A 21,287-nucleotide genomic window follows, 5' to 3' on the forward strand; every position below is an offset into this window, starting at 1 on the left:
GTCCCCTCCGCCCACCGAAGCGGGCCGGGAGACGGCCTTCGCCGTGTCCGGGGGCGGCCGGCGGACTACTCCGCCTCACCCTCCAGGTTGCCCTCGGTGTCCAGGTACACCTGGCGCAAGGACTCCAGGATCTGCGGGTCCGGCTTCTCCCACATGCCGCGGGACTCCGCTTCCAGGAGGCGCTCCGCGATGCCGTGCAGGGCCCACGGGTTGGCCTCCTCCAGGAAGGCGCGGTTGACCGGGTCCAGGACGTACGTCTCGGTGAGCTTGTCGTACATCCAGTCCGCGACCACGCCCGTGGTGGCGTCGTAGCCGAACAGGTAGTCCACCGTGGCCGCCAGCTCGAAGGCGCCCTTGTAGCCGTGGCGCCGCATCGCCTCGATCCACTTCGGGTTCACCACGCGGGCCCGGAAGACGCGCGAGGTCTCCTCGACCAGGGTGCGGGTCCTGACCGTCTCCGGGCGGGTGGAGTCGCCGATGTACGCCTCCGGAGCCGTGCCCCGCAGGGCACGGACCGTGGCCACCATGCCGCCGTGGTACTGGAAGTAGTCGTCGGAGTCCGCGATGTCGTGCTCGCGGGTGTCCGTGTTCTTCGCCGCGACCGTGATCCGCTTGTAGGCCGTCTCCATCTCGTCCCGGGCGGGGCGCCCTTCCAGGCCGCGGCCGTAGGCGTAGCCGCCCCACACCGTGTACACCTCGGCCAGGTCGGCGTCCGTACGCCAGTCGCGGGAGTCGATCAGCTGGAGGATGCCCGCCCCGTACGTGCCCGGGCGCGAACCGAAGATGCGGGTCGTCGCGCGGCGCTCGTCACCGTGCAGGGCCAGGTCAGCCCGGGCATGCGCGCGCACGTAGTTCTCGGAATCCGGCTCCTCCAGCGAGGCCGCGAGCCGCACCGCGTCGTCCAGCAGGCCGATCACGTGCGGGAACGCGTCACGGAAGAAGCCCGAGATGCGCAGTGTCACATCGATGCGGGGCCGGCCCAGCTCCGCGAGCGGGATCGCCTCCAGCCCGGTCACACGGCGCGAGGCCTCGTCCCAGACCGGGCGGATGCCGAGCAGCGCGAGGACCTCGGCGACGTCGTCGCCGGCCGTGCGCATCGCGCTCGTGCCCCACAGGGACAGGCCGACCGAGGCGGGCCACTCGCCGTTGTCGGCGCGGTACCGCGTGAGCAGGGAGTCGGCCAGGGCCTGGCCCGTCTCCCAGGCGAGCCGCGACGGGACGGCCTTGGGGTCGACCGAGTAGAAGTTGCGGCCCGTCGGCAGGACGTTGACCAGGCCGCGCAGCGGGGAGCCCGAGGGGCCGGCCGGGACGAAACCGCCGTCCAGGGCCGCGACCACGTGGGCGATCTCGTCCGTCGTACCGGCCAGGCGGGGGACCACCTCGCGGGCCGCGAAGGACAGCACCTCCGCGACGTCCGCCGGGTGGTCCGCCGCGACCGAGGCCACGGCGCCCGGGGCCCAGCCGGCGTCCTCCATCGCCTGGACCAGGGCGCGGGCCTGCGCCTCGACGTCGTCCGCGGACGTACGGGTGGCCTTCGACTCGTCCAGGCCCAGCGCCTCGCGCAGGCCCGGGAGGGCCGTGGTGCCGCCCCAGATCTGCCGGGCCCGCAGGATGGCGAGGACCAGGTTGACCCGGGCCTCGCCCGTCGGGGCACCGCCCAGGACGTGCAGGCCGTCGCGGATCTGGGCGTCCTTGACCTCGCACAGCCAGCCGTCGACGTGCAGCAGGAAGTCGTCGAAGCCGTCGTCGTCCGGGCGCTCCTCCAGACCCAGGTCGTGGTCGAGCTTCGCCGCCTGGATCAGCGTCCAGATCTGCGCACGGATGGCGGGCAGCTTCGCCGGGTCCATCGCGGAGATCTGGGCGTACTCGTCCAGGTGCTGCTCCAGGCGTGCGATGTCGCCGTACGACTCCGCGCGCGCCATCGGCGGCACCAGGTGGTCGACCAGGGTGGCGTGCACGCGGCGCTTGGCCTGGGTGCCCTCGCCCGGGTCGTTGACCAGGAACGGGTAGATCAGCGGGAGGTCGCCGAGCGCGGCGTCCGGCGCACAGGCGGCGGACAGGCCGGCGTTCTTGCCCGGCAGCCACTCCAGGTTGCCGTGTTTGCCCAGGTGGATCATCGCGTCGGCGCCGAAGCCACCGTCCTCGGCGCGCGCCTGGATCCAGCGGTACGCGGCGAGGTAGTGGTGCGAGGGCGGCAGGTCGGGGTCGTGGTAGATCGCGATCGGGTTCTCGCCGAACCCGCGCGGCGGCTGGATGAGGACGAGGAGGTTCCCGCGCCGCAGGGCGGCCAGGACGATGTCGCCCTCGGGGTTCGCCGAGCGGTCCACGAACATGCTGCCCGGGGCCTCGCCCCAGTGCTCCTCGACGCTCTCGCGGAGCTCCTCCGGGAGCTCGGCGAACCAGCGCTTGTAGTCGGCGGCCGGGATGCGGACCGGGTTGCGGGCCAGCTGCTCCTCGGTGAGCCAGTCCTGGTCGTGGCCGCCGGCCTCGATGAGCGCGCGGATCAGCTCGTCGCCGTCGCCCGAGACCAGCCCGGGGATCTCGTCGACCGGGCCGAAGTCGTAGCCCTCGGCGACGAGGGTGCGCAGCAGCTCCACCGCGCTGGCGGGGGTGTCCAGGCCGACCGCGTTGCCGATGCGGGAGTGCTTGGTCGGGTAGGCGGAGAGGACGAGGGCGACCTTCTTGTCGCGGCGCTCGATGTGGCGCAGCCGCGCGTGGCGCACGGCGATGCCGGCGACCCGGGCGGCGCGCTCGGGGTCGGCCACGTAGGCGGGCAGGCCGTCCTCGTCGAGCTCCTTGAAGGAGAACGGGACGGTGATCAGACGGCCGTCGAACTCGGGCACGGCGACCTGCGTCGCGGCGTCCAGCGGGGAGAGACCCTCGTCGTTGTCCTCCCAGGCGGCACGGGAGCCGGTCAGGCACAGGGCTTGGAGGATCGGCACGCCGAGACCGGCGAGCGCGCCCGCGTCCCACGACTCGTCGTCGCCGCCCGCCGAGGCGGTGGCGGGCTTGGTGCCGCCCGCCGCGAGGACGGTCGTGACGACCGCGTCCGCGGAACCCAGGGCCGCGACGAGCTCCGGCTCGGGGCTGCGCAGGGAGGAGACGTAGAGGGGGACCGGCCGGGCGCCATGCGCCTCGATGGCCTCGCACAGCGCGTGCACGAAACCGGTGTTGCCGCTCATCTGGTGGGCGCGGTAGTAGAGCACGGCGATCTCGGGGCCGTCCGTCCGCTTCGCGGTGCGCTCCAGAGGGCCCCAGGTGGGGGCGGCGGCGGGCGGCTCGAAGCCGTGCCCGGTGAGCAGGACGGTGTCGGAGAGGAACCGGGCCAGCTGTTCGAGGTTGGCCGGGCCGCCGTGCGCGAGGTAGGCGTGTGCCTCGGCCGCAATGCCGATCGGAACCGTGGAGGCCTCCATCAGCTGCGCGTCCGGAGCCTGTTCGCCGGTCAGGACCACGACCGGGCGGGTCTGCCCCGGGGCCAGCAGCAGGTCCAGTCCGTCCTGCCAGGCCCGGAGGCCGCCGAGGAGGCGTACGACGACCAGGTCGGCCCCGTCGAGGAGGCCGGGGAGGTCGTCGAGGGGGAGGCGGGAGGGGTTGGCGAACCGGAACGGGACGGGGGCGTCCGCCGTGTTCGCCGCGCGAGCGCTGAGCAGATCGGTGTCGGACGTCGACAGCAGCAGGATCATGCGGCGGCAGGCCTTCCTCGGGGTTTCCGCGCCCCGGGCAGTGAGGACAGCGGGAGTTCCTGACTCACCCGGCCCAGTGGCGCTGCCGGGTTCACAGTGGCGGGACCGCGCCGGATTCGCACCGGGCTTCCTCCCATGTCGCCGTCCTCGGCGACGGCGGACCGTATGGGCCGCCGGAAGGTCATCCTAGGTGGCGTTTGCGGTGGTCGGGAGTGGGGGTGGCCGGTGGCACCGCCGGCCGCGGCGAGGGTGGTCGTGTCGGGTGCGGTGGGCTCCGCCGGGTGGGGCGGCCGCGGCGTACCGGTGCGGCGCCGCTGCGGGGGCTCTGCCCCCGGGCCCCCGCGCCTCAAACGCCGGCGCGCCGGAGGGGAGAAGCGCGGGGATTCCGGCTTTCCCGGTCCGCGCGCCTCGCGCGCCGGCGGGGGCCGGACGGGCGCGCCGGGTGACGGAGGGTGGCGGCGGACACAGTTCCGGTGAGGGGAAACGTGGGTATGCTCGCCGCCATGCCCCAGCCCCCCTCCGCCGTGTCGCGGGACGAACCGGTCATACGGGACCGCGGTGACGCCTGTCCCGGCGCGCTCCGGCTCCACGCGGCGGACGACGGACACCTCGCGCGCGTCCGGATCCCCGGCGGGGAGCTGACCGCGCAGCAGGCCGTGCTCCTCGCCTCGGCCGCCGACCGCTTCGGCGACGGGCACCTGGAACTCACCTCCCGCGGCAACGTGCAACTGCGCGGCCTCGCCGACGGCTGCGGCGCCGGACTCGCCCGGCTGCTGGACGGCGCGGGGCTGCTGCCCGCACCCGGCCACGAACGGGTGCGCAACATCGTGGCCACCCCGACTTCGCAGGACGTACTGCCCCGGGTGCGCGAGCTGGACCGGCTGCTGTGCGCGAACACCCGGGTGACCGCGCTGTCCGGCCGGTTCCTGTTCGCCCTCGACGACGGGCGCGGGGACGTGGCCGCTCTCGACCCCGACGTCACCGTGCTCGGGCGGCCCGGCGACCGGGCGCTGGTACGCCTCGGAGCAGCGGCCGGAGCCGTGTCCGTCGCCGAGCAGGACGCGCCGCGCGCCGCGCTGCTCGCCGCCGAGTACTTCCTCGACGCCGTGGACGCGGCCGGCACCCGGGCCTGGCGCGTGGCCGAACTGCCCGCCGGACACGCCCTGGACGAAGGGGAGTTCACGGCCCGGCTGGCTGCCGCGGGCATCGACGCGGCCCGCGTCCCCGAGGTGGACTGGCCGTTCGCCGCCCCGCCCCGGCCGTGGGGCCGGGGGCCCGGCCCGCGCGGCGACCTGTGCGTCCTGCCCCCGCTGGGCCGGATGAGCACCGGCCAGTGGCGGGTCCTGGCCGAGGTCGCCGGCCACGGCGACGGGCTGCGGGTCACCCCCTGGCGCACCGTCGTGCTCCCGGGCGCCCCCCTTCGCGGCCCGGTCGACGGCCCCGCACTGCTGGAAGAAGCCGGCCTGGTCGTGTCCGCGGGAAGTCCCTGGCAGTCCGTCACCGCCTGTACCGGACGCCCCGGTTGCGCCAAGGCCCGCGCGGACGTACGCGCCGACGCGCACGCCCTCGTGGAGCGGGCGCGGGGGCCGCTGCCCGTGCACTGGTCCGGCTGCGAACGCCGGTGCGGCCACCCGCGCGGAACGCAGTGGGTGGACGCGCTCGCCACCTCCGACGGGTACCGGCTCTCCGTGGACGGGCGCACCCTGCCGCACCGGCCGGACCTGGCGGTCGCCCTGATGGCCGCACGCGAGACCACCTCATCACCCCAGAGTCCGAAGACGCAGTGAAGAAATGAGCGAGTACACCGTGTTTGAGTACGAGAAGGACGGCGCCGCGATCTACCGCCAGTCCTTTGCCACGATCCGCGCCGAGGCGGATCTCTCCGGGCTGCCCGCCTCGGTCGCCCAGGTCGCGGTGCGCATGATTCACGCCTGCGGGATGACCGACCTCCCGCAGGACCTGGGGTACACCCCCGAGGTGGTGCTGCGCGCCCGCGCCGCGCTGGAGGCGGGTGCGCCGATCCTGTGCGACGTCCAGATGGTCGCCAGTGGCGTCACCCGCAAGCGGCTGCCCGCCGACAACGACGTCATCTGCACCCTCTCCGACCCGGCGGTCCCGGAGCTCGCCGCGAGGATGGGCACCACGCGTAGCGCCGCCGCCCTCGAAGTGTGGCGCGACCGCGGCCTGTTGGAGGGTTCCGTGGTCGCCGTGGGGAACGCGCCGACCGCGCTGTTCCGGCTGCTGGAGATGATCGAGGAGGGCGCCCCGCGCCCGGCCGCCGTCATCGGGGTGCCCGTCGGCTTCATCGGCGCCGCCGAGTCCAAGGACGCCCTCGCCGCGCACCCGGCCGGTCTCGACCACCTCGTCGTGCGCGGTCGCCGCGGCGGCAGCGCCATCGCCGCGGCCGCCCTCAACGCCATCGCGAGCGTGGCCGAATGAGCGACGCACAGCCGACGGGCCGCCTCTACGGGGTCGGGCTCGGCCCCGGCGACCCGAACCTGATGACCCTGCGGGCCGTCGAGGTGATCGGGGAGGCGGACGTCGTCGCCTACCACAGCGCCCGCCACGGCCGGTCCATCGCACGCGCGATCGCCGCCAAGCACCTGCGCGAGAACCACATCGAGGAGCCGCTGGTTTATCCGGTCACCACCGAGACCACCGACCACCCCGGCGGCTACCAGGGCGCGATGGAGGAGTTCTACGAGGCCGCCGCCGCCCGGCTGGCCGCTCACCTGGACGCCGGCCGTACCGTGGCCGTGCTCGCGGAGGGCGACCCGCTCTTCTACAGCTCGTACATGCACATGCACAAGCGGCTCGCCGACCGGTACGCCACCGAGGTCGTCCCCGGTGTCACCTCCGTCAGCGCCGCCGCCGCCCGGCTCGGCACCCCGCTCGTGGAGGGTGAGGAGGTCCTGACCATCCTCCCCGGCACGCTGCCGGAGGAGGAGCTGACCGCCCGCCTCGCCGCCACCGACTCGGCAGTCGTGATGAAGCTCGGCCGGACCTTCCCCGCCGTACGCGGCGCGATGGAGGCCAGCGGCCGGCTCGCCGAGGCCCGCTACGTCGAACGCGCCACGATGGAGGGTGAGCGCACCGGCGTCCTCGCCGACACCGACCCCGACAGCGTGCCGTACTTCGCCGTCGCCGTGGTGCCCAGCCGCATCGGCAACCCCGGCAGCGTGCCGTCCGGCCCCGGCGAGGTCGTCGTCGTCGGCACCGGCCCGGCCGGCCCGCTGTGGCTGACCCCGCAGACCCGGCGGGCCCTCGCGGACGCCGAGGTACTGGTCGGGTACACCACGTACCTGGACCGGGTGCCCGTCAAGCCGGGTCAGGCACGGCACGGCTCGGACAACAAGGTGGAGTCGGAGCGGGCCGAGTTCGCCCTCGACCTCGCCCGGCGCGGCAGGCGGGTGGCCGTGGTCTCCGGCGGTGATCCGGGCGTCTTCGCCATGGCCACGGCGGTCCTGGAGGTCGCCGGGCAGCCCGCGTACAAGGACGTGCCCGTACGGGTCCTGCCGGGCGTGACCGCGGCCAACGCGGCGGCTGCCGCGGCCGGCGCCCCGCTCGGCCACGACTACGCGACGATTTCGCTGTCGGACCGGCTCAAGCCGTGGGAGGTCATCGCGGAGCGGCTGCGCGCCGCCGCCGCGGCCGACCTGGTCCTCGCCCTCTACAACCCCGGCTCGCGGAGCCGGACCTGGCAGGTGGCCCAGGCCCGCGAGCTGCTGCTGGAACTGCGTTCGCCGTTGACCCCGGTGGTCGTGGCCCGTGACGTGGGCGGCCCCGAGCAGTCGGTGCGGGTCGTCACGCTCGCCGAACTGGAGCCGTCCGAGGTCGACATGCGCACGATCCTGCTGATCGGCTCCTCGCAGACGCAGATCACCGAGCGGCCCGACGGGTCGCGGATTACGTGGACGCCGCGCCGTTACCCGTGACGCGCCGCTACCCGTGACGTGCCAGCCCGGCCGTCGCCGGCCCGGGGTGCCTGCCGCACCCCGGGCCCGCCGTCCTCACGCCCGCCGCCGTAGCCAGCCGAGGGCCGCGGCGGCGGAGTCCGCCTCCGCGACGCCGTCGGGGACCGGCGGACGGCGGACGACGAGGACCGGAATGCCCGCCTCGCGGGCGGCCGTCAGCTTCGGCGCGGTGGCCGAGCCGCCGCTGTCCTTCGTCACCAGGACGTCGATGCGGTGCCGGGCCAGCAGTTCCCGCTCGTCGTCCAGCGTGAACGGGCCACGCGCCAGCAGGCATTCCAGGCGCGGCGGGACCGGCCCGGCCGGTGGGTCCACCGAACGCACCAGGAACCACAGGCCGCCGAGGCCCGCGAAGGTGTGCAGGCCCATCCGGCCGGTGGTCAGGAACACCCGGCCGCCCAGGCCCGGCAGTAGGCCGGCGGCTTCGGCCAGGGAGTCGGCGAACGTCCACGTGTCGCCGGGGCCGGGCTGCCAGCCGGGGCGGCGCAGCGCGAGCAGCGGGACGCCCGAGAGGGCTGCCGCCGCGGCCGCGTTGAAGCTCATGCGCTCCGCGAAGGGATGGGTGGCGTCGACCAGATGGGTGACCCCGTGCGCGCCGATCCAGGCCGCCAGACCTCCGGGCCCGCCGAAGCCGCCGATCCGGGTCCCGCCCGGCGGGAGCACCGGCGAGGCGACCCGCCCGGCCAGCGAGGTCGTCACCCGGTAGGAGGGCTCCCGCGCCAGCGCCTCCGCGAGGTGGCGGGCCTCCGTGGTGCCGCCCAGGATCAGGACGTGCGCCGGGGCGGTGTCAGCAGACATGCCGGTCGCGCTCGGGGGAGTACAGGTGGCTGTCGCGGAACTGCTCCGCGCCGAGCGTACGGCCCACCACGATGACGGCGGTGCGGACCAGACCCGCCTCCTTCACCTGACCCGCGATGTCGGCCAGGGTGCCGCGCAGGACCAGCTCGTCGGGGCGGCTCGCCATCGCCACCACCGCGACCGGGCACTCCGCCCCGTAGTGCGGCAGCAACTCGTCGACGACCCGGTCCACGTAGCGGGTGGCCAGATGCAGCACGAGCAGCGCCCTGCTGCGGCCCAGGGTGGCCAGGTCCTCGCCGGGCGGCATGGGGGTCGCCTGCTGGGCGATCCGGGTGAGGATCACGGTCTGCCCGACGGTGGGCACCGTCAGCTCCCGCTTGAGGGCGGCGGCCGCGGCAGCGAAGGCCGGCACGCCCGGGACGACCTCGTAGGGGATGCCGGCCGCGTCCAGCCGGCGCATCTGCTCGGCGACCGCGCTGAAGATGGACGGGTCGCCGGAGTGCAGCCGCGCCACGTCCTGGCCCGCCCCGTGGGCCCGTACGCACTCGGCGATGATCTCGTCCAGGTTCAGCTGCGAGGTGTCGACGAGGCGGGCGTCCGCCGGGCACTCGGCGAGCAGCTCGCGCGGCACGAGGCTGCCCGCGTACAGGCAGACCGGGGCGGCGGCGAGGGTCCGGGCACCGCGCACCGTGATCAGGTCGGCGGCGCCGGGGCCCGCACCGATGAAGTACACGGTCATGTCTGATCCTTCTCCTTCGTTACCGTCTGGGTTGCCGTCGCCGGCTTGGTCACCGACCACTGGGTGACCGCCATCGCCTGCCGCCAGCCCGTGAAAGCGCCCACCGGCACGGCGTGCGCGACGGCCAGTTTCACCAGGTCGCCCCCGTGGCGCCGGTAGCGCTCGGCGAGGACCGCCTCGGACTCCAGGGTGACCGTGTTCACCACCAGCCGGCCGCCGGGAGCCAGCGCGGCCCACACCGCGTCGAGCAGGCCCGGCGCGGTCAGCCCGCCGCCGATGAACACCGCGTCGGGGGCCGGCAGCCCGGTCAGCGCCTCGGGAGCGGCGCCGACGACCACGCGCAGGCCGGGGACGCCGAGCGCCGCCGCGTTGCGGGTGATCCGCGCGGCCCGCTCCGGGACGCGCTCCACCGCCACCGCACGGCACGACGGGTGTGTGCGCATCCACTCGATGCCGATGGAGCCGGAGCCGCCGCCGATGTCCCACAGCAGTTCGCCGGGGGTCGGGGCGAGCGCGCACAGGGTGGCGGCGCGCACGTGGCGCTTGGTGAGCTGTCCGTCGTGCTCGTACGCGGTGTCGGGCAGGCCGGGGGTGGAGCCGAGGCGCGGCCCGCCGTGGGCCGGATCGCGGAGGCATTCGACGGCGACCACGTTCAGCGGGTCGCCCGGCGCGTGGTCCCAGCCCTCGGCGGTGCCCCCGTACACGTGCTCGCGTTCCGAGCCGAGTTGTTCCAGGACGCGCATCCGGCTCGGGCCGAAGCCCCGCCCGCGCAGCAGGGCGGCGATCTCGCCCGGGGACGCGGCACCGGCGCTGAGCACGAGCACCCGGCGGCCGTCGTACAGCGCGGCCGCGAGCCGGTCCACCGGACGGCCCACCACGGTGACGACCTCGGTGTCCTCCAGCGGCCATCCCAGGCGGGCGCAGGCGTAGGAGACGGACGAGGGGTGCGGGTGGACCAGCAGGCGGTCCGGGCCGAGCTCCTCGGAGAGGGCGCGGCCGATTCCGTAGAACATGGGATCGCCGCTGGCCAGCACCGCGATCCGGCGCCCGGCGTGCTCGGCCATGAGCAGCGGTACGGCCGGCCGGAGCGGGCTCGGCCACGCCACCCGCTGCCCGGCGCACTCGGCGGCGGGCAGCAGGTCCAGCTGGCGCGGCCCGCCGATCAGTACCTCGGCGCGGGCCAGCGACGACCGCGCGGCGGCGGTCAGCCCGGCCCACCCGTCGGCGCCGAGGCCGACGACCGTCACGGGTATGGGGGGCGGTGCGGTGCTCACGGCGCTGTACCTCGGGGGCGGGAAGGGGCAGGAGGGCGGACCCGCAGCCTACTGGCCTGCGGCTGCGCCACTCGCGCCCGCCCCGGCAGGTGCCCCGCCGGCGTTCGCCGGCGGGGCTTGCCGCGGTCCCTTCGGGAAGGAGCGGGTCAGGGCCGGGTGGCGCGTTCGTGGAGGGCGCGTACGCGGTCGCCGAAGCGGATGCTGTAGGAGGTCTCGTCGTCGCCGCCGCCGTCGAGGCCGCCGATCACCCCGACGAGGGTGTGCCCATCGGTCAGCACCGGACCGCCGCTGGTCCCGTTGGGCACGTCCGCACAGTCCAGCCGTACCTGCGTCGGGCCCGCCGGGCGGGCGGTGGTCCGGCAGTCCAGGGGCTGCTCGGAGACGTTCGGGTAGCCGACGAGCCGTGCGGGCGCGGGCAGTTCGGTTCCGAAGGCGATCGTCGTGGCGCCGGTGACGTCCTCCAGCCGCTGGCCGGGGTGTCCGGGCCGGCGCAGCCGGAGGAACGCGATGTCGACGTCGGGGTCCTCGTCCGCCGTCCAGCGCGGGTCCACGTCGATGCGGGTGGGCACCCACACGCCGTACGGTGCGATCCCGTCCCGGTAGCCGGGGGCGAAGGCGAGGTTGGTGCGGAAGCCGCCGCCGTACACGCAGTGGGCGGCCGTGGCGACGAGGTCTCCGAGCGGCGAGTGGACCACGACGCCGGAGCAGTGGTGGTCGGGGTCGCCGTCGTTGCCGGGGGAGAAGAGGGCGCCGACCGCCGGTTCGGCCGGGGCGGGCCGGGCCTCCAACGGATCGGAGGGCTCCCAGCCGCCGGAGCGCCAGTCCACCGCGTCCGCCGCGGCGAACGCCCCGCCGTCCGCGGGCGGTTCGGTCGGTTCACGGGCGATCCCGTCGAGTACGGCCGAAGCCGTCCGGTCGGCCTTCTCGGGGTCCTGCTGGTAGACGCCCCGCGCCGGGTCGCCGTCGGCGCGGTGGGCGGCGATGCCGCGCAGCTCCCAGGCGACGTACCCGGCCCCCACGAGGACCAGGGTGCACACGAGGCCGACGGCCACGCCGCTCCGCGCCGCGGCCCGCCCCGGCTGCCGCCCCTCGACCCTGCTGGACATGTGGCCCCTCCCGCTCCCGAACGCGTCCGACTCTCGGTTCGATGGGGGGAGCGCGGTCCGGGTTCCGAGGTCGGTACGTGTCCGTTCTCACAGCCGATCCTACCGTCGTGCACATGCCATGCGTGGGCGGTCCGGGATCCGCACCACAGCTCTCACCCCCTACCACCCGCTCCCGTCCCCGCCCGCCCGCTCCGCCGCCCGGCCGTGGGGACGACCCGGGCCCGCGTCGCGTCACGACGCCGCGTCACCGCATGTGCGTTCGACTTCGTTCGGTTCGGGTGGCGCCGGACCCGCCGTTTCCCGCCCCCCGCCGAGCGCCCGGCGCTATCGTGCCGGGGCGGAGGGGCGACGGCACGAGGGGGCTGGGCGGCGATGCGTTTTCTCTTTGTCCACGGCACGGGCGTACGGCGCGACCGGCATGACCGGCTCTTCGCCCTGGTCCGCGAGCGGCTGACGGCCAGATTCCCCGGCGCCGCCGTCGACTCCTGCTACTGGGGCGACCGCTTCGGCGCGACCCTCGGCGCCGGCGGCCGCTCCGTGCCCGGATCGAAGTCCGCGACGGGAGCCTCACCCGACCCCACCGACGCCGAGACGGCCGAATGGGCCTTGCTGCTCGCCGACCCGCTGTGCGAACTCCGGGTCCTCGCCGAGGCCGGCTGGCCCTCCGGACCCGGGGGCGAGGACGACGTCGCCGACGGAGACCCCTTCGCCATGCCCGGCGTCCAGCCCGCCGGGATCCGGGTACTCGCGCAGCTGTCCGGCCTACCGCCCGCGCCCCCGCACCCCGGGGACGAGCTCGGCGCGCTCCTGCACGGCACCGCACTCGCGGCGGACTTCCCCACCGCCCTCGACGCCGTCGTCCGCTCCGCGGAGGCGGCCCGCGCCGCGGAACGCGCCACCGGCGAACCGCAGGCGCGGGAGCTGGCGACCGCCCTCTCCAGGGCCGTCGCAGCCGGGGCGCTCGCCGACGCCGGAGCCGAGGCCGACTGCACCGGCGCCGAACGCGACCGCCTCGTCGAACTGCTCACCACCCGCCTCGGTGGCGACGCCCGGGTGCCCGGCGCCCGCGCGGCCGCCTTCCTCGGCCGGCTCGCCCTGCGGGTCACCACCCAGCCCCTGCTCAACGCCCGGCGCGGCTCCCTCACCGCCGCGGCAACCCCCGCGCTCGGCGACATCCTGCGCTACCAGGCCCGCGGCCACGAGTTGAGGCAGTACCTGCACACCCGGATCGCCGCCGCCCCCGGACCGACCGTGCTCATCGGTCACAGCCTCGGCGGGATCGCCCTCGTGGACCTCCTCGCCCTCGCCGCCGCCCGCGGCGAGGCCGTCCCCGGCGCGGCGCTCCTCGTCACCGTCGGCTCCCAGGCCCCCTTCCTCTACGAGCTCGGCGCCCTGACCGCGCTCGAACCGGGCGCGAAACTTCCCCACGGCTTCCCGCGCTGGCTCAACGTCTACGACCGCCAGGACGTGCTGTCCTACCTGGCCGCCCCCGTCTTCCCCGGCGACCCGCGCATCACCGACCACGAGATCGGCAGCCGCCAGCCCTTCCCCGCCTGCCACAGCGCCTACTGGAAACAGGACGCCCTCTACGGCCGGATCGAACAGGCGGTGGCCGAAGCGGAGATCGGGTGATCCCCTCCGACTTCCTGCCCCCGGCCCTCGGCCCGCAGCGCACCTTCGCGCTCGTCGCCGGTGTCGAGCGCTACGACATCAGCCACCGCTGGAACCTGCGCGGCCCGGCCCGCGACGCCCTGCGCTTCGCCCAGTGGCTGACCGGCCCCGCCCAGGTGCCGCCCGGCAACCTCAGGCTGCTGCTGTCCCCGCTCGACGAACCCGACGCCCTCCACTGGCCGGACTCCCCGGCCATGGACGCCCTGCGGACCGCGTACCGGCCCGCGACCGAGGAGAACGTCAAGGCGGCGCTGCTCGACGAACTCCCGCAGTGCGACGGCGACCTGCTGTGGATCTTCTGGGCCGGACACGGTTACCTCGGGCCGCGCCAGGAGCTGATGCTGCCCTGCGCGGACGCTCGCCCCAGCCAGATCCGGCACCTCAACCTCGACTCGGCACTGCGCTGGTGGCGCACCGACCTGGTCAAGCACCGCAGCTTCCCGCTCCAGGCCGCGCTCGTCGACTCCTGCCGGGTGGACGCGCCCCGCGACGCCCGGTGGAACTTCGGCAGCACCGACTACGGCGGCGGCAGCGCGGTGCCCGGACGCCGCCAGTTCCGGCTCTACGCCTCCCGCGAGGGCGAGGCCGCGCAGAACGACGCCGAGCGCGGCGCCGGCCGCTTCACCGAGGCTCTCCTCTCCGAACTCGGCGCACGCTCCCTGCGGGAGAGCGTCAGCGGGCTTCCGGTCGCCGCCCGCAGCATCCACCGCACCTTCCAGGAACTGCGCGAACGCGGCGAGGGCTGGCAACTCCCGCAGTTCCTCGTGGACCGCGACTGGGACGCCTGCTCCTTCCTCGACGACGGCCTGACCGCCCCCGCGCCGCCCCGGGCGGCCCGGCTCGACCAGCAGGCCTGGGACGGGCTCGCCGAGGTCTTCGAAGGCCGCGAACTGCCGCGCTGCGCCTACGAGGCCTACGCATGGGCCTTCAGAGCGGCCGGCTGCACCACCCCCGTCGGCGGGGGCCTGCCCGGCGACGCCCTGCTGGAGGTGGTCCAGGACCTGGACGAACGCCAGGGCGGGCACGGCGGGATGCCGCTGGCCGTACCCTTCGTGCGCTTCCTCGCCGACCGGGCCGGGACGGCCGGCGACGCGGCCTGGGCGGGCCGGCTGAAAGGCTGGGTGGACGCCACCCGCGAACGGCTCGTCCTGCCGGTGCTGCCCCCGCCGCCGCCCCCGGCGCGTACGACCGTGGTGCACGTCGGGCTGGAGCCGCCGCCGGACGGCGGGCCCGGCCTCCGGGCCCGGATCTGGCTGAGCGGCGAACGCACCGAGCAGATCTGGGAGTCGGGGGGCGAGCCCGTGCGCCTGGACGCCGTACGGGGGGAACTGCTGCGGCGGCTCGCTCTCGTCGGCGCCTCGCCGCCCGAGGGCGGCGAGGCCGGGCCGCGGACCCGGGGCGGCGTCGACCGCATCGAGTTCCACGTGCCGTACGAACTCCTCGACGCCGACTTCGACCAGTGGCCGGTGCCCCGCGGCCCGGCCGGGCGGCCCCGGGCCCTCGGCCTGCTCCACCAGGTCGTGGTGCGCTGCCCCCAAGAACGCGTGGACACCCGCGCCGAATGGCACGCCAGCTGGCGCTGGCTGTGCACCCGGGGCGGCCGGCACCCCGAGGCCGTACGGGTGGTGAAGGAGACCGACGTCACGGACGTGCTGGGGATGGAGTTGGCCGACCGGCCGGCGCCCGCGTGCGTCCTCGCGCACACCGTCGCCGCCCCGCACGCGGGCCTGCTCGAAGCCGTACTCGAAGGCGGCGTGCCGGTCGCGGTGTGGCGCCGCGGCGGCGGCGCGCCGGCGCCCCCGCTCCTCGACCTGCTCGCGCCGCACGGGCCCGACGGACGGCCGGATCCCGGCGCACTGGACGTGCTGTCCCTGCCCGCGCGGGTGCGCGAAGTGCGCCGGGCGGCCGCCGGCGCCGCCGCGAGTGACCGAAGCGCCGCCCAACGCGACTCAGGAGCAGACCAGTTGGTGCTCCTGTGGGACGATCCCGACGACATACCGGGCTTCCGGTCCCTGGCCTGACCCCGACCCCACCGACAGACGGCGACACGACGACGGAGGCAGAGGCAGTGGTGAAGGACTGGTGGCTGTACCACGGGACCGGTGAGGGCGCGGACCGCCGCGCCCGCCTGGAAGCCGGGCCCCCGCCGCCCTGGCGGCACTTCACCGGAACCCCCGACCCCGGGTACGCGCCGCCCGGGTGCGAGGGCCCGGCCTGGGAGCGCACCCGCAGCCGCGGCGAGGGCTACGTCCCCGACGAGCAGGAGAAGGACGTCGTCAACACCGCCCTGCACCTGCGCAGGCCGCTGCTGATCACCGGGAAGCCGGGTGTCGGGAAGTCCACCCTCGCCTACAGCATCGCTTCGGACCTCGCCCTGGGTCCCGTACTGCACTGGCCGATCACCAGCCGGACCGTGCTCCGCGACGGGCTGTACCTGTACGACGCCATCGGCCGCCTCCAGGAGGCCGGGCTGGAGCAACTGCGCAGGCCGGCCGGTCCGCCCGGCGGCGCCCCCACGCCCGAAGCCGGACCCGAGCCCGCCCACGCACCCTCGATCTCCCGCTACCTGCGGCTCGGGCCGCTCGGCACCGCCCTGCTGCCGCAGGACCGGCCCCGCGTCCTGCTCGTCGACGAGATCGACAAGAGCGACATCGACCTCCCCGGCGACCTCCTGACCGTCTTCGAGGACGGCGGCTTCGTCATCCCCGAACTGGCCCGCCTCGCCCAGGAGGACCCCGCCGTCGCCATCGGTACCGACGACGACCCCGACGCCGCCGTACGCATCCCGCAAGGCCGCGTGCAGTGCCGCTACTTCCCCATCGTCATCCTCACCAGCAACGGCGAACGCGACTTCCCGCCCGCCTTCCTGCGCCGCTGCGTCCGCCTGCACCTGGAGCCCCCCGGCGAGGAGAAGCTCGCCCTCATCGTGCGCCGCCGCCTCGGCATCGACGTCGAGGCCGGCGGGGAGTACCGGGAACTCGTCCGGGACTTCATCGACCGGTCCGGGGACGGGGACCTCGCCACCGACCAGCTCCTCAACGCCATCCAGCTGCGCCTCGCCGGAGCCTGGTCCGCGCCCGGCGACCGCGACCGCTTCCTCAAGACTGTCATGCAGCACCTGACCGGGCCCACGGCGTGATCGGGGAGCTGCTCGCCGCCCTCGCCGACGGTGCCGAGGACGCGGGCCCGCGCCCCGACATCGGCACCGAGGAGATCGCCGACATCCTGTGGTTGGCCGCCCGGGTGGACCCCGCCTGGTCCCGCCCGCCCGCGCTGCCGCTCGGCGACGCCGCGGACGAGCGGCCGCCGGCCGCTGACACCACGGCACCCGAGGCCGCGACGCCTGCCGGCGGCCCGGCCGACGGCCACCCGGCCGTCAGGCTCTTCCCTGCATCCGTCGCCGACCCGGCCGGGAAACCCGGCGACGACGGCGCCGGCCGCCGGGGCTCACCCGTACGACTGCCCCGCGCCGCCTCCCTCGACGACCCGCTCGCCCTGATGCGCGCCCTGCGGCCCGTCGGCCGGCGCTCCATCGGAGGTCCGGGTGAAGAGCTCGACGAGCAGCTCACCGTGGAGCGCAGCATCGAGCGGATGGTGCCGACCCCCGTCCTGCGCCCGGCCGAGAGCCGCTGGCTGGACCTGGCGCTCGTGGTCGACACGCACCATTCGATGCTGCTGTGGGCGGACCTCGTGGACGAACTGCGCCGCGTACTGACCCGCAGCGGCGTCTTCCGCGACGTACGGGTCTGGCGGCTGACGGGCACCGGCTCCGGCGCCCCCGTGATGCTCACCCGCGGCCGGTCCGACGCGCCCCGCAACCCGCTGGAGCTGGCCGACCCCGCAGGCCGCAGGCTGATCCTGGTCCTCTCCGACACCGTGGCGGGCGGCTGGCGCGAGGCCTCCGTGCAGGGCGTGCTCCGGCACTGGTGCACGCACAACGCGGTGGCCGTGCTGAACGTGCTGCCCGAACGGCTCTGGACGCGTGGCGCCGTCCGGCCGGTCCCCTTCGCCGTCCGGGCTGACCGGCCCGCGGCGGCCACCCGCTCCTGGCAACGGGTGGCGACCGCCCGGCGATCGCGGACCGTGCGCGGCCGCGCGCCCGACATCGTCCCCGTGGTCGGCGTCGCCCCGGGCGGTCTGGCCCGGCTGGTGCGGGTGGTCGCCGGAGACGGCCGCTGGCGACGCCTGGGCTGTCTGCGGCTGGACGCGGATCCGGAGCGCGGGCCGGGAGCGCCGCGCGTGGGCGAAAGCACCGCGGCCGCTCCCCACAACCCCTTGGACGTGGTGGAACGCTTCCGCGCAAGTGCCTCCCCGACCGCTCAGCAGCTGGCCGCGCACCTGGCCGCCGTACCGCTGACCCTGCCGGTCATGAACCTGGTTCGGCGCTCCCTGCTGGGAGGCTCCGAGCACGGCCACCTCGCCGAGGTCGCCCTCGGCGGACTGTTCGCCCCCTGGGACCACGAACGGGACGCCGAGGAGGTGGAGTTCGAGTTCCTGCCCGGTGTCCGCGAGGTGCTGCTCGGCTCGCAGCTGCGCGGGGACGTGGCCGCCGTACGGGAACTGGTCCGCCGCCGTGTGTGGGAGTACATGACCCGCAGCCGCGGCACCGGGCCGGACTTCTCCGCGACCCGTGTCGCCGACGGCCGCGAGGGCCGCCGCCGGGTGGCCGACGCCACCCTGGCGTTCGCCACCCGGCCGCCGGGAGAACCCGGTCTGGCGGCCCGGGTCGTACGGATCCGCCACGAGCCGGTGCCGGAGCCGCAGGAGGTCGGCGTCCTGCTCACGGCGCGGCTGGTCCTCACGGTCGGGGACGCCCCGCCGGCCCGGAGCACCGTCGCCTGGGTCCGGGCCGGCGGTCGCGAGGTCCCGTGCCGACCGCTGTGGTGGGACGACGCGCTGCCCAGGGTGTTTCTGCTGCTGGCCGACGAGGACCTCGCGGACCCGACGGTCTGCGCGCTGCCCCTGCCCTGGCTGACCGCGGACGACCAGGTCGCGCGGGTGCGGGTCGACGGCCGTACCGACCAGGGGGAGCCCGTCGCCCTGACGGGGGAGGTGGTTCCGTACGAGGGCGCCCGCAACGGGGAGCTGGTCCGGCTGTCCGGGGAACCGGAGGCCTGGACCCACTACCGCGGCGGCCCGGTCTCTCGCGACGGCGCGCTGATCGGCGTCGTCCACGGCGTCTGGCCCGACCGCATGGTGTTCCTGTCGGGCCGCGCCCTCCTGGAACAGCCCGGCTTCCGTGCCGTGATGGCGGAGCACGGGCCGGTACGTCCGGTGGCGATCGCCTCCGTGTGCCTGGCCGTGCGGCCCGCCGGCGATGGTGTGCATCGGGCCGGCAGCTCGCTCCACGCGGAGACGGTGGAACTGCTGACGCGGTGCGTCGCGGACGCGGGCATCACCGAGCGGCCGACCGGCGGTGAGCCCGGTGCACCCGTGGTCCTGCTGCTGGCGGGGCCGGGAGCCCTCGGCAAGGCCGGCCGACTGCTGACCGAACTCCACGACGAGACGGCCCGGTTCGCAGGTCTGGGTAGCGGTCCCCTCCCGCTCGACGTGGCCGTGGCCGTGGGGCCTGCCGCGACCGTCCCGCTGGGCGGCGACCCCACCGGGCCGCCCGCGTCCGAGGCCGTCCGGATCGTCCGGCATCCCGGGATGACGGAGCGGCGCCGGCGGTTTCCCTGGTCCCTGAACGTCGCCCTGTCCCACCCCCTGTACGAGGCGCTCGGCGAGGAGGTCGGCCCCACGGCGACGCGTGCCCTCGTGCCGCTCGGCGGCACGGGGGACGGCTGGTTGTGCACCGACCCCCAGGCACTCGGCGCGGCCCTGACCGAGGCCGACGGGTCACAGGACGCCGGCGTCGCGTGGCCGGTGTGCGGTCGCCGTGGGGCGGAGGATCTCCGCGCCCCGTGCACGGGAATCCGGCTGCCCGGCCACGACGTGTGCCTCGCCCATCTCGATCCCGACGAGGAGCACGCGTACCTGGAGACCCTCGGGCCCGGGGCCGCGGTGGACTTCCGGGGAACCACCTTCGAGGGAGGGCTGCTCCAGCGGCTCCTGAACGTCTTGCGGGAGTCCCGCTCACAGCCCGTCACGCTGGGCGGGGCGGCCTTCGACCGCGCCACCTTCGTGGACGACTGGAACGAGGGCGGCATCGAGTTCCTGGCCCGCGCGTCCTTCACCCGGGCCGTTTTCGCCGGGCGGGCCAGGCTCGGGAACTCCACCTTCGCCGGACGGGCCTCCTTCGACCGCGCCGTGTTCCTGGGCGTCGGCGACTTCGACCGCAGCCGGTTCCGGGCGGGAGCCGACTTCCGCCGCGCGCAGTTCCGCGGACTGGCGGGATTCTCGGACAGCGTCTTCCTGGACGAGGTGTCCTTCGCCCGTGCGGTGCTGGAGGCCTCGGCGGACCTGAACGGGCTGCGGGCGGTCGCGGCCGCGGACTTCTCGCGCGCGGTGTTCTGCGGCCTGACCGGGCTGAGCGGGGCCTCCTTCACCGGACCGGTCTCCTTCGCCTCCACGACCTGGGAACTGGGACTGGTGTCCACTGGTGCGGTGTTCCGAGGAGCGGTGGACTTCGGCGGAGCCACCTTCCGGGGCAGGGTCAGGCTGGAACAGCTGAGCCTCCGGGAGCCGCCCGGGTCCGCCTTCGAGGACCGGCCAGGCCGCTGGGCGGTCCGCCGGCGTCCGGACGACACCTGGGACATCCACCTGCTCGGCGGCGGGGAACAGTGAACGGGCGGCGTCCGACCGGTCAGGAGCCGCTGCGGGAGGTCTCCAGGACGCGTGGGGGAAGCCCGTCCCGGGCGGGGAGGCCCGCCTCGATCTCGTCCAGGGCGCGGCGCGCCGCCGCGATGCGGTCCCGGACGTCCGGGGCGGTTCCGGCGCTCGGCTGCGGGTCCGGCTGCCGGCGTTCGCGGCCGGCGGCGTCCTCGATCTCACGTGCCTCGTCGAGGGAGTTGAGGACCACCCCGATCAGGACGTTGACCAGGACGAAGGAGGCGAGCAGCGCGTAGGAGGCGTAGTAGACGATGCTCAGGCGGGAGATCTCCAGTCCCGCGCGGACGGCGTCCGTCAGGCCGTCGAGGGTGGTCAGCAGGAACAGCGTGAGCATCGCGCGGCCCACGGAGCCGTAGTGTCCGGGGTCGGACTCGGCGAAGCAGACCCAGCCGACCATGGCGTACACGTACAGGACCAGTCCGCCGACGAACAGGAAGCTGGCGGTGCCGGGCAGGCTGCGGCCGACCGCGATCAGCAGGATGCGCAGGTGCGGCAGGAAACGGGCCGTGCGCAGTACCCGGGCCAGCCGCAGCAGCCGCAGCAGGGTGGTGTTCTCGCGGACGAACGGGACGAAGGCGGAGGCGACCACCGCGAGGTCGAAGACGTTCCACGGGTCGCGCAAGAACGCGCTCGGCCGGTCCGCGAAGGCGGCGACGCGCAGCAGCATCTCCAGCGTGAACAGGGCCAGGCAGCACCGCTCGGCGATCCGCAGCACGCCCTGGTACTCCGCGGCCAGACCGCTGTACGTCTCGACGCCCATCAGCGCGGCGTTGAGCAGGATCACGCAGAAGACGACCATCCCGAAGGCGGAGGCCTCAGTGGCCACCCGGCACCGGGCTGCCAGTTTCATCCGGCGGCGTCCGGCCGGCCTGGGGTGTGTCATCGTGCTCCTCGTGCTTCTGCGCGTGCGTCGGGGCCGAAGGGCGGCCCCATTCCCTAACGCCCCACAGCCGCTCGGGTTTCACCCGCGTCCGCAGGCCCGGGCGCCGGCCCGGACCCGGGCCCGGCACGATCCCGAGTGCCCAGCGACTGCGCCCCGCTGGACGCCGCGTGCGCCGGGTGCCTGTGCCTGTTCGTCCCGGCCGAGCACACCGGCTGGGTCCTGGCGGGCCTGCACGCCCACCCCCGCGGCCAGATGGCCGCCGCGGTCTCGGCCACGTCACGGCCGATCCCGTGCGCGATGTGGAGCTCCTCTCCGCCGACGGGCGACCGCACACGCGCGGGGTCGCTGTCGCCCCGCCGCCCGAACGCCTCCTGTGACCGGTCCCCGGTGC

13 protein-coding genes and 1 riboswitch are annotated in these 21,287 nt (G+C 75.3%); of the genes, 7 read left to right on the forward strand and 6 right to left on the reverse strand.

The features are described 5' to 3' along the window. Positions 1 to 65 precede the first annotated feature (65 nt). The gene (gene cobN, locus ACFW2G_RS12800; RefSeq protein ID WP_384580362.1) at positions 66 to 3,683 is read right to left on the reverse strand and encodes a cobaltochelatase subunit CobN; all 3,618 of its coding nucleotides are present in this window, start codon (positions 3,681 to 3,683) and stop codon (positions 66 to 68) included. A 53-nt stretch (positions 3,684 to 3,736) separates the two neighbouring features. Then, positions 3,737 to 3,816, reverse strand: a riboswitch (cobalamin riboswitch). A gap of 370 nt (positions 3,817 to 4,186) precedes the next feature. Here cobN and ACFW2G_RS12805 point away from each other — a divergent pair. The 3 genes from ACFW2G_RS12805 to ACFW2G_RS12815 are packed head-to-tail and all read left to right on the forward strand — an operon-like array spanning position 4,187 to position 7,618. Then, positions 4,187 to 5,470 carry a cobalamin biosynthesis protein CobG gene (locus ACFW2G_RS12805; RefSeq protein ID WP_384580364.1) on the forward strand — a complete coding sequence of 428 codons (1,284 nt, stop codon included), beginning with the start codon at positions 4,187 to 4,189 and terminating at the stop codon, positions 5,468 to 5,470. Positions 5,471 to 5,474: 4 nt separating this feature from the next. Further along, positions 5,475 to 6,122 carry a precorrin-8X methylmutase gene (locus ACFW2G_RS12810; protein ID WP_037915509.1) on the forward strand — a complete coding sequence of 216 codons (648 nt, stop codon included), beginning with the start codon at positions 5,475 to 5,477 and terminating at the stop codon, positions 6,120 to 6,122. Next, the gene (locus ACFW2G_RS12815; protein ID WP_384580366.1) at positions 6,119 to 7,618 is read left to right on the forward strand and encodes a precorrin-2 C(20)-methyltransferase; all 1,500 of its coding nucleotides are present in this window, start codon (positions 6,119 to 6,121) and stop codon (positions 7,616 to 7,618) included. The genes ACFW2G_RS12810 and ACFW2G_RS12815 overlap by 4 nt, the downstream gene beginning before the upstream one ends. A gap of 75 nt (positions 7,619 to 7,693) precedes the next feature. On the opposite strand, the gene ACFW2G_RS12820 is transcribed toward ACFW2G_RS12815, so the two are convergent. The 4 genes from ACFW2G_RS12820 to ACFW2G_RS12835 form a co-directional block, all read right to left on the reverse strand. Then, the gene (locus ACFW2G_RS12820; protein ID WP_384580368.1) at positions 7,694 to 8,452 is read right to left on the reverse strand and encodes a cobalt-precorrin-6A reductase; all 759 of its coding nucleotides are present in this window, start codon (positions 8,450 to 8,452) and stop codon (positions 7,694 to 7,696) included. After that, on the reverse strand, positions 8,442 to 9,191 hold the full coding sequence (gene cobM, locus ACFW2G_RS12825; RefSeq protein ID WP_384447156.1) for a precorrin-4 C(11)-methyltransferase: 750 nt from the start codon (positions 9,189 to 9,191) through the stop codon (positions 8,442 to 8,444). The genes ACFW2G_RS12820 and cobM overlap by 11 nt, the downstream gene beginning before the upstream one ends. After that, positions 9,188 to 10,465, reverse strand: coding sequence for a precorrin-6y C5,15-methyltransferase (decarboxylating) subunit CbiE (cbiE, locus tag ACFW2G_RS12830; RefSeq protein WP_384580370.1), 1,278 nt, complete (start codon positions 10,463 to 10,465; stop codon positions 9,188 to 9,190). The genes cobM and cbiE overlap by 4 nt, the downstream gene beginning before the upstream one ends. Before the next feature lie 146 nt (positions 10,466 to 10,611). After that, complete coding sequence (locus ACFW2G_RS12835) at positions 10,612 to 11,571, reverse strand: trypsin-like serine peptidase (RefSeq protein ID WP_384447161.1); 960 nt, start codon at positions 11,569 to 11,571, stop codon at positions 10,612 to 10,614. A gap of 372 nt (positions 11,572 to 11,943) precedes the next feature. Here ACFW2G_RS12835 and ACFW2G_RS12840 point away from each other — a divergent pair, with 372 nt between their 5' ends. The 4 genes from ACFW2G_RS12840 to ACFW2G_RS12855 are packed head-to-tail and all read left to right on the forward strand — an operon-like array spanning position 11,944 to position 19,968. After that, positions 11,944 to 13,203 carry a hypothetical protein gene (locus ACFW2G_RS12840; protein WP_384580372.1) on the forward strand — a complete coding sequence of 420 codons (1,260 nt, stop codon included), beginning with the start codon at positions 11,944 to 11,946 and terminating at the stop codon, positions 13,201 to 13,203. Next, entirely contained in the window at positions 13,200 to 15,263 is a 2,064-nt protein-coding gene (locus tag ACFW2G_RS12845; RefSeq protein WP_384447165.1) for a hypothetical protein, read from the forward strand. The genes ACFW2G_RS12840 and ACFW2G_RS12845 overlap by 4 nt, the downstream gene beginning before the upstream one ends. Positions 15,264 to 15,310: 47 nt before the next feature. After that, on the forward strand, positions 15,311 to 16,381 hold the full coding sequence (locus tag ACFW2G_RS12850) for an AAA family ATPase (protein WP_384447167.1): 1,071 nt from the start codon (positions 15,311 to 15,313) through the stop codon (positions 16,379 to 16,381). Then, on the forward strand, positions 16,378 to 19,968 hold the full coding sequence (locus tag ACFW2G_RS12855) for an SAV_2336 N-terminal domain-related protein (protein WP_384580374.1): 3,591 nt from the start codon (positions 16,378 to 16,380) through the stop codon (positions 19,966 to 19,968). Before ACFW2G_RS12850 ends, ACFW2G_RS12855 begins: the two co-directional genes overlap by 4 nt. 19 nt (positions 19,969 to 19,987) lie before the next feature. On the opposite strand, the gene ACFW2G_RS12860 is transcribed toward ACFW2G_RS12855, so the two are convergent. Beyond that, entirely contained in the window at positions 19,988 to 20,896 is a 909-nt protein-coding gene (locus ACFW2G_RS12860; protein WP_384447171.1) for an ion transporter, read from the reverse strand. Positions 20,897 to 21,287 lie beyond the last annotated feature (391 nt).

The organism is Streptomyces sp. NPDC058880 (assembly GCF_042742535.1).
GTDB lineage: Bacteria > Actinomycetota > Actinomycetes > Streptomycetales > Streptomycetaceae > Streptomyces.

Coding starts and splice junctions, on each gene's coding strand:
- ACFW2G_RS12810 (WP_037915509.1), top strand. CDS start 5,475: ATGAGCGAGTACACCGTGTTTGAGTACGAGAAGGACGGCGCCGCGATC.
- ACFW2G_RS12835 (WP_384447161.1), bottom strand. CDS start 11,571: ATGTCCAGCAGGGTCGAGGGGCGGCAGCCGGGGCGGGCCGCGGCGCGG.
- ACFW2G_RS12805 (WP_384580364.1), top strand. CDS start 4,187: ATGCCCCAGCCCCCCTCCGCCGTGTCGCGGGACGAACCGGTCATACGG.
- ACFW2G_RS12860 (WP_384447171.1), bottom strand. CDS start 20,896: ATGACACACCCCAGGCCGGCCGGACGCCGCCGGATGAAACTGGCAGCC.
- ACFW2G_RS12840 (WP_384580372.1), top strand. CDS start 11,944: ATGCGTTTTCTCTTTGTCCACGGCACGGGCGTACGGCGCGACCGGCAT.
- ACFW2G_RS12820 (WP_384580368.1), bottom strand. CDS start 8,452: ATGTCTGCTGACACCGCCCCGGCGCACGTCCTGATCCTGGGCGGCACC.
- ACFW2G_RS12815 (WP_384580366.1), top strand. CDS start 6,119: ATGAGCGACGCACAGCCGACGGGCCGCCTCTACGGGGTCGGGCTCGGC.
- cobM (WP_384447156.1), bottom strand. CDS start 9,191: ATGACCGTGTACTTCATCGGTGCGGGCCCCGGCGCCGCCGACCTGATC.
- cobN (WP_384580362.1), bottom strand. CDS start 3,683: ATGATCCTGCTGCTGTCGACGTCCGACACCGATCTGCTCAGCGCTCGC.